Raw genomic sequence first — 9971 nt, 5'->3', positions numbered from 1 at the left:
GGCCCTGCCTTTATGCCCGCGCCACCAGAAGACCACCCGACTCAGAACCCCGTTCGAGTCACCAGGCGCCACGATCGATACAACAACGGGCACTAAAGCCAAGAACAGGGGTTTGGCGAACTCTCTGCACAAGACCTATAAGGATGCGACCGGGGGCGAGGGTCCGGTGTAGCGCATCGACTCGCGACGCAACTGCCCTACCGCCCTGGCGGCCGCCAGAAGGGCGCCAGGGCGTTTCGCGGGAGGTCCGGAGAGCCCACTCGTCTTGCACGTCCTATCCAGGATCGGAAGCTGATGCCGGTGGGTAGGCACGCCGGGTTCCTCGTGGAGGGCATGCACCTCGACGCCGCTCAACGCAGGGAATGCCTCGCATCCGCAGCGAGGGGGCATCCGTCCGCAGGGAGGGGGCATCCGCTGGGGCGGACGCCCCCTCGCAGTCGCAGCCTGAACTCGGGTGGGCCCTCGCGTCACCTTCGCCAGAACAGGTGGTGCGTCACGCCGCTCGGGCTGGGCACGACCTCCAGGTGGAACCGGTCGAGCAGCTCATCGGGGGATTCCCAGAGTCGTAGTCCGGACCCGAGCTTTACCGGCGACACCACCACATGCAGGGTGTCGACGAGGTCGGCGTCAAGGAACTGCCGGATGGTGGTGACCCCGCCGCCGAGCCGGACGTCCTTGCCCTGCGCCGCTTCCCGCGCCTGTTCGAGGACCGTGGCCGGGTCGCTGTCGACGAAGTGGAACGTGGTGTCGGAGAGCGTGAACGACGGGCGCGTGTGGTGGGTCAGGACGAACACCGGTGTGTGGAACGGGGGCTCCTCCCCCCACCAGCCGCGCCACTCATGGTTCTGCCAGGGCCCGCGCTGGGGCCCGAACTTGTTGCGGCCCATGATCTCGGCACCGACGTTGCGTGCGAAGTCTCGCGTGAAGTAGTCGTCGATACCCCGGCTCCCCCCGCTATCGGTGCGCATGGGCCAGCTCGCCGTGGCACCGGCCCAGGCGAACAGTCTCGCCGGGTCGATGGCGTGGCCGAACGGACTCTCGAGGCTCTGGTCCTCACCGGCACCGATTCCGTCACTCGAGACGGTGAAGTTCATGACTCTCAGCAGTTGATCCACGTGTTCCCTCGTCAGGTCCTGTCGCATCATCGGTCATCGGTCATCGGTCATCGGTCATCGGTCATCGGTCATCGTGCGGCGAGGCGCCGCACACCATGACGTCGAACGGGGCGTGGCCGGATCGACAGCAGCCCGAAACTTTTTCCAAGGCGCGTGAGGAAGCGTCCACGTCGGCGGGGCGGCCGTCGTGGACGGGAGGGCTGTACGGCTGCCGGGACGGCCGCCGCCACTCACACGCGCCGCAAGCGCCGCCGGTCAGGTGGTTGCGCAGTACACCGACGCTGATTACCGCTTACCGCTTACCGCTCCGGCGCCGCTGGGCCCGTGTCCGGGCGATGGGGTGCTGGGGCGCTGGTGTCTCAGACGCGGTGGGTCCCCGGCGCTCCGTACCGGGCGAGCATGGTCAGCACCGCTTGGTCGACCGCGTTGGTGATGGCGGAGTCGTCGGGCTCCCAGCGTGCGAGCAGCATCCGCGGCCAGAACACGTAGTTGGAGATCATTCCGAGGAATTGGGTCGCCGCCATCTCCGGATCGTCGAGCCGGGCCGCACCAGCGGCGCTCTCCGCTGCCAGGTAGCGGCGGACCGATTCGAAGTAGGGCATCTTGCCGAGCTTGAACTGGGCCTCGCCGAGCTCCGGGAAGCGCGGTACCTCGGCGATGACGATGCGGAAGAGGGCGGCCATGCCGGGCTGGGTGAGAAGAACCGCGTATCGGCGTCCGATGGCCTCAAGCCCTGCGCGGAGGTTCCCCGGCTCGGGGAGGGGCTCCTCCTCGCTGTCGACCTTCCAGTATTCGGTGACGATCGCCTCGAACAGGGCCGCCTTGGTGGCGAACTGCTTGAACAGAGTCGCCCTTGACACCCCGGCAGCCTCGGCGATGCGGGCCAGCGAAGTGCCGTCGTAGCCGGAGTCGAGGAACAGCTTCGTCGCCGCTTCGATGATGGACGTCCGCTTCTGCGCTGCCACGCGCCGGTGGTACTCCGAGGGCTGTGCCGTCATGTCCTCCAGTATGCCCCCAGCTGCGAGGTGAGTCGCTTGACTCACCTCTAGTCCTGCTCTTACTTTGAGAGAGGAGGTGAGCCACTCGACTCACCACTAATGTGAGCCTGGAAGGAAGCATCATGGGACGCTTTGAGGGCCAGACCGTCATCGTCACGGGCGGCAGCGGGGGCATGGGCAGCAGCCATGTGCAGGGCTACCACGCCGAGGGGGCGAACGTCGTCATCGCCGGCCGCGACGACGACGCCGGCCGCGACCTGGCCGCTCAGCTCGGTCATCGGGCTCTGTCCGTTCGCCTGGATGTCGCCAGCGAGGACGACTGGGCGGCGGCGGTGCGAGAAGCCGAAGGCCGCTTCGGGCCGATCACCATCCTGGTGAACAACGCGGGAGTCCAGAACCCGGCGGCCCCTATCGAGCACACCGAACTGCGCACCTGGGAGCACACCTTCACCGTCAACGTCACCGGCCAGTTCCTCGGCATCAGGGCCGTGGCTCCGTCGATGCGCAGGGGCGGTGGCGGGACCATCGTCAACATCGCCTCGACCATGGCCCACATCGGCACGGCCTTCTACGCCCCCTACACCGCCAGCAAGTGGGCCGTGCGCGGGCTGACCAAGACGGCCGCGCTGGAGCTGGGGCGGGACAACATCCGGGTCAACTCCATCCATCCCGGCGTCGTCTCCACACCGCTGATCAACGAACCCACCGTCCCGGGCCAGCCGGCCATCGCAGACGTCTACTCACCCGCCCCCTTCGCCATCCCCCGCCTCGCCGAACCCTCTGACATCACCCGACTGCTGCTCTTCATCACCTCCCGGGACGCATCCTTCGCCACGGGCTCGGAATTCGTCCTGGACGGGGGCCTGCTGCTCGGCCCCGCACTCCAACCCGAAGTCGACATCGCAGCTTGAGGGTGGCATTGCAGTACGGAGCGTGCGGTCGCGGGCGCCCAACTTGTTCACGGCGCCGCGATCTCGCCTCGCGATGACGGCAGGCTGTGTGAATCACACTGACACGGATTCGGTCGTCGTCGATCTCGTACAGAACGCGGTAGACCCCGACGTGGATCCGCAGCACGTCGGCGCTGCCGAACGCGCCCGCGGGCCGAGGGTGGCCGGCGAGGGGTGAGGGCCTCGGGCTCCCGGATGACCTGGTAGCTCACGCCTCAGCTCCGCCGAAAATGCGGCGGTACGCCTCGTCGTGCGGGACACCGGCGCTCTCGCCCGGCCTGACGGTCGCGGTAGGCGGCCAGGGCACGCATCTCCCGGAGCTGGAGGGCGTCCGCGGGGCTGACCCGTATGGCGATGGTCTGGCCGTGGTCGGTGATGGCGACCGGTTCGCGGGTGGCGCGTGGGGCGACGCCGACTGACGGTCGGTGCAGAACGGCGTCTGGGGGGTTCCTGGTGCTGGAGTGTGGTGAAGGGTTCATGATCGGGCACCTGAATGTGATGCCGGACGTATCAGCACCCGTGATCAAACTGGTGCGGCGGACCACCGAACCCGTGGCGGCGCAGACGCTGCGTTCCACGGCCGCCGCCGTCATCTCCTTCGTCGTCGCCTTGATGGTCCTTCCCCCGCAGCCCGCTCCCCTGACGGCCCCGCTGACCGCGCTCCTGGTCGTTCAGGTCACCCTGTACGCGACCCTCACCACCGGTATCCGGCGCGTGAACTCGGTCATCGTCGGCGTCCTCATCGCCATCGGCTTCACGACACTGGTCGGGCTGACCTGGTGGAGTCTGGGACTGACGATCTTCTCCTCGCTGATCGTCGGCCGTTTCGTGCGGGTGAACGAGTTCGTGCCCGAGGTCGCGATCAGTGCCATGCTGGTTCTTGGCGTCTCCCAGGCCGCGTCGGCGGCCTGGCACCGGGTGCTGGAGACGCTGATCGGCGCCGGGGTGGGCCTGCTGTTCAACCTGCTGTTCGCACCCCCGGTGTGGACGCAGTCGGCGGGGGCATCCATCGACGGGCTGGCGCGCGGGATGGGCCGCGTGTTCCGCACCATGGGCGCGGAGATCGCCGAGGGCCATCTCCCCTTCCCGCACGCGGCCGCCCGGCTGCACGAGGCGAGGCGCCTTGACCACGACATCGTGCAGGTCGATGCCTCGCTGCGGCAGGCGGAGGACAGCTTGCGGATGAACCCGCGCGTACGGGAGGGTCTGCTGTCCCGGGTGGTGCTACGGACGGGTCTTGACACCCTGGAGATCTGCGCGGTGGTGTTGCGGGTGCTTACCCGGAGCCTGACCGATCTGGCGAAGTTCCGTGCGGAGGAGTCGCTGTTTCCGCCGGACGTGTCGGCCGGCCTCCAGGAGCTGTTCGAGCAACTGGCCGAGGCCATCGAGAGCTTCGCCCGGCTGATCACCACCCAGGTGGCCGCCAACGGGGAGCAGGCCGAGGAGCGGCTGACCGCCGCCCTGGCCACGAGCCGGCTCACCCGCGACCGGGTCGCCGAGATGCTGCTGGAGGACGTGCAGGAGCACCCCGGGCAGTGGCAACTGCACGGCGCGCTGCTCGCCGAGATCGACCGAATCCTCGACGAGCTGGACCTCGACAAACGCACCGAGCGCCTCATGCAGGAACTGGACCGCCGCTCGGCGGATGTCAGCGAGCGCCACCCGCGGCTCGCGGCGCTGCGCCGTCGGCTGCGCGGCGAGAGCGGCACGGAGCCCAGGCCGGCCGTGGAGGCCTGAGGCCGCACCACGTGCATGCGGGCTCCACTGACGGGTGCAGCGGCCCCGGGGCGCCGGCCGACGGCTATGCCGACCTGCTGGGCCGCGCTTTGGACCCGTCAGTTTCAGAGCCGCCGAACCGAGTGACATCCGGGAAGCACAGAGCGCCGAAGTCGGCGGCGAGCAGATAACGATCTACCGCTCCCACTACCGGTGGGCTTGTTGACCGCCCTCGCCCCGGACACGCCCCCGGCGCGCGCCACGACTACGACTGTGGTGCCTTGAAGCAGACAGGCATACTTCCTGTGCTGAGCCGCCGGCTCATCGTTATGAGCAAGATCGCCCGGGACAAGCATCGACACGTCCAGCTGTCCTTCGTCAGCCCGTCACCCCCCGCCCCGGTCGTGTGTCAAGAGTGATGCGGACATCTCATAGAATTTCCGTGACCATGCTCCAAGGGTTCGGCGCGGGCATGGCGCTAGGGGTGGGGGTCGGGTGGGCGGCGAGCAAGCTGCGTTCGGGGCTGTGCTGCGGGAGCTTCGGCTGGCGGCCTCACTGACCCTGGAGGGCCTGGCGGAGGCGTCGGGCGTGAGCGTGCGCGGCATCGGGGACCTGGAGCGGGGGCGCCGGGCGGCTCCCCAGCGGCGCACGGTGGCGGCACTCGCCGACGGTCTCGGACTGAGCGAGGCGGACCGGGAGCGGTTGCTGGCGGTGGCCCGGGCCAGCCGCAGCCCGGGATACAGCCCCGCGGGCGTACGGGCCTTCCCCCGCGGCATCGATGACTTCGTCGGCCGGGAGCAGGAGCTCGCGGAACTGACGAAACTCGCGGAACTGGCCGCCGCCCGGCATTCCTCCGGGGAAGAGGGCGGGCCCGGGAACGGGCCCGCCCAGCCGGTGGCGGTCGCTGTGTCCGGGCCGCCGGGTACGGGCAAGACCACGATGGCGCTGTATGCCGCCCGGGAGTTCGCTGACCGGTTCCCGGACGGACAGCTGGTGCTGGACCTGCGCGGCATGGACGACGAGCCGCCAGGGCCCGCCGAGCTCATGCTCGGAGTGCTCAAAACCTTCCAGGTGCCCGACCGGGACCTGGCGAAGGCCGGACCGCAGGGCCACCTCGGGCTGTACCGGCAGCTGTTGGCCGACCGGCGGGTTCTGCTGGTCCTGGACAACGCCCGCGACGAGGCCCAGGTGCGCCCGCTGCTGCCGGGCGCCGGCGCCGGGATGGTCCTGGTGACCAGCCGCCGCATGCTCACGGGGCTTGAGAGCGTGCACCGCCTCCCGCTGGGCGAGCTGACTCCGCGGGAGGCCGCCACGTTCCTGACCGCCCTGGTCGGAGCGGAGCGTGCCGCGGCGGACCCGGACGCCCTCGCGGACGTGGCCCGGCACTGCGGGCATCTGCCGTTGGCGCTTCGGGTGGCGGGCAACTGGCTCGCCACGCGCACCGGTTGGTCGATCCGCCGGCTGGCCGACCGTCTCGCGCTCGACGACCGGCGCCTGGACGCACTGGCCGCGGGCGATGTACGGGTGTCGGCCGCCTTCGACCTGTCCTACCGTCAGCTCACCCCCACGGCCGCCCGCCTCTTCCGGCGCCTCTCGCTCACCCCGGGGCCGGAGAGCAGCGCTCCCGCGGCCGCCCGGCTGACCGGGCAGCCGTTGTTCGACGCCGAGGACACCCTGGAAGAGCTGGTGGAGGCCGGGCTGCTTGGCACCGAGCGGGACCGCTACCGCCTGCACGACCTGCTGTGCCTGTTCGCCCGGACCCGGCTGGCGGCCGAGGAGAGCGCCGAGGACATCCACCGGGCCCGCACGGACCTGTACCACTGGCTGCTGGAGACCGCCGTGGTGGCCGGCCGCTGGTTCGAACCCGACCACGGTGCACCCCCCGCCGACTGGCAGGGGACGGTCGACCTGTCCTCGGCCGACAAGGCGCTGCGGTGGCTGAAGAGCGAGGGCGTCAACTGGCTGACCGCTCTGCGCGCGGCTGCGGCGGCCGGCGAGCACACCACGGTGGTGGAGGTGGCCGAGGCGCTGCACTGGTTCTCCGACCAGTGGATCTTCTGGGGGCACTGGCCGGAGATCTTCGACACCGCCGCGCGAGCAGCGCGGGCGCTGGACGATCCGCTGATCGAAGCGACTCAGCTCAACTACCATTCCTGGGCCCTCAGCGTGTGCGAGGGACGCCCGCGCGACGCCATCGCCCGCGCCACCGAGGCCCTCGCCGCCGCACAGCGGGCGGGTGACGCGTCCCAGCAGGCGTGGGCCCACAACTATCGGGCCCTGGGGTTCCGGGGACTCGGCGACCACCCCTCCAGTGACGAGGACATCCGTCAGGCCGCGGAGCTGTTCGAAGCCGCCGGGGATCTGCACGGAAGCCTCCAGGCCAAGCAGAGCCACGCCGTCAGCCTCATGAACCAGGGCAGGTCCGAAGAGGCTCTCGCCGCCTACCGGCGCCTCTTCGCCTTCCTGGAGGACATCGGCGACCGCCTCGAACCCCACATCGCCGCGATGGGCCGCCTCGAAACACACTCGAACATGGGCAGCACGTATGCGCAGTTGGAGCGATGGGACGAGGCCCTGGCGCATCTGCACAGCGCCATCGACATGTACCACGACAACGGCAACGAGGCTCTGGAGAGCCGTCACCTCCACCGACTGGGCACGGTGCTGCTCGACGCCGGACGGCCGACGGAGGCATGCGAAGTCTTCCGCCGTTGTGTCGCCGTGGGCCCCGGCGCCGACCCGCAGAGCGTCGCCGACGCGCGCGAGGCCCTGGCCCGCCTCGAAACCCGCTGAGGGACCGCCCGGCGAACCGCTTCCCGAGCCGCGTTCCCCGAGGCCGTCGCCGTACGGCTTTCTGCCTGCTTTCTGCCTGGAGTCAGGCTTTGGCCCCTGATTGTCTGGCCATGGCGGAGGAACCGGGCGGCGGCGTTGTCGTCCGGACATCCGCGCATGACCAGGCACCGGCCGTCCGCCGCTTCACGGCACCGGCTCTGCCCCGGATCCTTGTGCGCTGCGGATCCGAGGTCTCCGCCAGGGCGCACGGACGCAAGAGGAGAGCCGGATGAACCTGGTGCTGACCACTGCCGCGGTCGGACAGAACGACCAACTCGCCTTCTGGCGCGAGGCGATGGCCGAGAACGCGGTCCCCGTGGCCGTCACGCCGCACGTCGACGGCCCCTTCACCGGCCGGATCACCACCGCCCGGGTGGGATTCCTCCGTGTCTCCACCGTGGAGGCGGACGCGCACCGCACCAGCCGGACGGCGTCGCACATCGCGCGCTCGCCCGAGCGGTTCGTGGCGATCGCCGTCCAGATGTCGGGCCGGGCGACCGTGGCCCAGGACGGCCGCGCGGGCCACGCGGGGCAGGGCGGCCTCTTGGTGTACGACACGGCGCGCCCGTACTCGCTGGACTACCCGGAACGGTTCTCCGCCCGCGTCGTCCACATGCCCCGCCGCGCACTGGGCCTGCCCGACTCAGACCTTCGCCGGGTCACCGGCACCGCGATCGACACCGGGCAGGGGTGCGGCGCGGTCCTGCTGCCCTTCCTGACGACGCTGGTCGACTCCGCTGACTCCTACACCCCTTCGGCCGCGGGCAGGCTGGCCGCCAGCGTCGTCGACCTCTTCGCCACTCTCGTGGCCGAGCGAGTCCGCGAGGAGGGCGCCGACGAGGAGACCTCGCGCGGTCTGCTGGTGGCGCGCATCCGCGACCACATCGAACGGAACCTGGGGGACCCGGCCCTGGCGCCGGAGGGCATCGCCAAGGCCCACCACATCTCCGTGCGCTACCTGCACCGGCTCTTCGAGGGCGAGGGCATCACGGTCGGCCGGCTCATCCAGCGGCGGAGGCTGGAGGAGTGCGCCCGCGAACTGGGCCGCGGCGGGAGGGCCGCACCGACCGTGTCGTCCGTGGCGCAGCGGTGGGGGTTCGTCAATCCCGCCCACTTCAGCCGGGTCTTCCGCGGCGCTTACGGCATCTCCCCCCGCGAATGGCGCAGTTTGAGCGCCGGGTTGAACGGCGACAGGAGCAAGACCTTCGCCGTCCCGCTCCGTCGCTCGCTGCCCCGGGCCGGCGGTCAGCAGACGCGGCTGTCGGATCTACGGGCGGGACGTGACCCGTGCGGCCAGCACGTTGGGGTCGCCGTCGGTGAAGTAGGCGCCGCTGGCGATGTAGGCCCTGCCGCCCCGTACGGCGAGTGACGTCGGGTTCTCCAGGCCGTCGGCCGCGGTCATCACGACGCGGTGACGGCCGTCCGGACGGACCAGGGCGACCTCGTTGTCCGCGTTGATCGCGGCCAGCAGGGTGTCGCCGCCGGTGAACGCGAAGTCGTCGATGTTGAGGAGGCCGCGTGCGCGGGTGTCCACGGGACCGGCGGCGCCGTGCCGGGTGATCGGGAGGCGCAGCACGGTGCCCTTGTCCAGGTTGGACACCCAGACGGCACCGCGGTGGACCTTCAGGCCGTTGGCGCCCAGGAACCCCGCCGGCGCCAGCTCGGGTGCGTCGGACCACCTGACGGGCTTGCCTCCGGCGGCCGGTACGCGCCAGACGGTGCCCAGGACGGAGTCGGCCACGTAGAACTGACCCTTGCTCCTGTCCAGGGCCAGGCCGTTGGGCAGGCCGTCGGCCGGGAGCGTGGCGATGCGCTGCGGGGTGCCTCCAGGGCGCAGGCGCCACAAGCCGGTCAGGTCGCTGCTGCCGGTGGCGTACAAGAAGTACAGCGTCCCGTCGCCCGCCCGCACGATCCCGCCGAGGAACGGTGAGGACAGGGCCGGGGTGACGGAGCCCGCCGGCGGCTTCGGCAGGGTGGCGAGGACGCTTACCCGGCCGTCGGGGCCGATGCGGGCGATCTGGCGGCTGTAAGAGGTCGTTTTCATCTGGTTTGCGACACCTCAAATGGCCTATTTCTTAACTCACGCCTCTCGCGCACCGGAGCCGCGGACGCTGCCGCCGGACCAAGAGGGAATCCCTGCACTCCTAGGAATGAGACAGGCGTTGCGGGATGAGACCGGCAAGTCGGGCCTCCCGTACGGCTCGTGGATCACGTCGACACCTCGAGCCCGCTAAAGCGCCCCTGGTCACAGGTACTTGTTGGGAGCAAACAGACTCTGTTGGTGAAAACGACCTCTAAGTAGTTGTCTTTGAACTCTGGCCGTGAGGTATCGGCGGTTGGATGATCTGCTGTGTGGGGGT

The 9971-nt window shown here is 70.1% G+C and carries 8 protein-coding genes; 5 read left to right on the top strand and 3 right to left on the bottom strand.

Annotation, left to right across the window (positions count from 1 at the left end; all coding sequences use genetic code 11):
* Positions 1-467: 467 nt before the first annotated feature.
* Together IE226_RS42970 and IE226_RS42965 are read right to left on the bottom strand one after the other, a co-directional pair.
* A complete protein-coding gene (locus IE226_RS42970) occupies positions 468-1115 on the bottom strand; it encodes a dihydrofolate reductase family protein (protein WP_190086978.1) in 648 nt (215 codons plus the stop codon).
* A 359-nt stretch (positions 1116-1474) separates the two neighbouring features.
* Positions 1475-2113, bottom strand: a complete 639-nt coding sequence (locus tag IE226_RS42965; RefSeq protein WP_190086977.1) for a TetR/AcrR family transcriptional regulator — start codon at positions 2111-2113, stop codon at positions 1475-1477.
* 122 nt (positions 2114-2235) lie between these two features.
* Here IE226_RS42965 and IE226_RS42960 point away from each other — a divergent pair, with 122 nt between their 5' ends.
* The 5 genes from IE226_RS42960 (at position 2236) to IE226_RS42945 (ending at position 8980) form a co-directional block, all read left to right on the top strand.
* Positions 2236-3024: an SDR family oxidoreductase gene (locus IE226_RS42960; protein ID WP_190086976.1), complete on the top strand. Its 789-nt coding sequence runs from the start codon at positions 2236-2238 to the stop codon at positions 3022-3024.
* An 88-nt stretch (positions 3025-3112) separates the two neighbouring features.
* Entirely contained in the window at positions 3113-3241 is a 129-nt protein-coding gene (locus IE226_RS44995) for a hypothetical protein (RefSeq protein WP_268251328.1), read from the top strand.
* A 320-nt stretch (positions 3242-3561) separates the two neighbouring features.
* Positions 3562-4800, top strand: a complete 1239-nt coding sequence (locus IE226_RS42955) for an FUSC family protein (protein WP_190086979.1) — start codon at positions 3562-3564, stop codon at positions 4798-4800.
* 504 nt (positions 4801-5304) lie between these two features.
* Positions 5305-7572: an ATP-binding protein gene (locus tag IE226_RS42950; protein ID WP_229871966.1), complete on the top strand. Its 2268-nt coding sequence runs from the start codon at positions 5305-5307 to the stop codon at positions 7570-7572.
* Positions 7573-7840: 268 nt separating this feature from the next.
* Positions 7841-8980 (top strand): AraC-like ligand-binding domain-containing protein, encoded by a 1140-nt coding sequence (locus tag IE226_RS42945; protein WP_190086974.1) that lies wholly within the window; start codon positions 7841-7843, stop codon positions 8978-8980.
* Here the strand turns inward: IE226_RS42945 and IE226_RS42940 are convergent.
* Entirely contained in the window at positions 8879-9655 is a 777-nt protein-coding gene (locus IE226_RS42940) for a hypothetical protein (RefSeq protein ID WP_229871965.1), read from the bottom strand. The two genes, IE226_RS42945 and IE226_RS42940, sit on opposite strands and share 102 nt — an antisense overlap.
* Positions 9656-9971 lie beyond the last annotated feature (316 nt).

The organism is Streptomyces longisporoflavus, from assembly GCF_014649775.1.
Classification (GTDB): domain Bacteria; phylum Actinomycetota; class Actinomycetes; order Streptomycetales; family Streptomycetaceae; genus Streptomyces; species Streptomyces longisporoflavus.
Note: the sequence above shows the minus strand (reverse complement) of the source record. Positions and strands in the feature narration are given on the sequence as shown.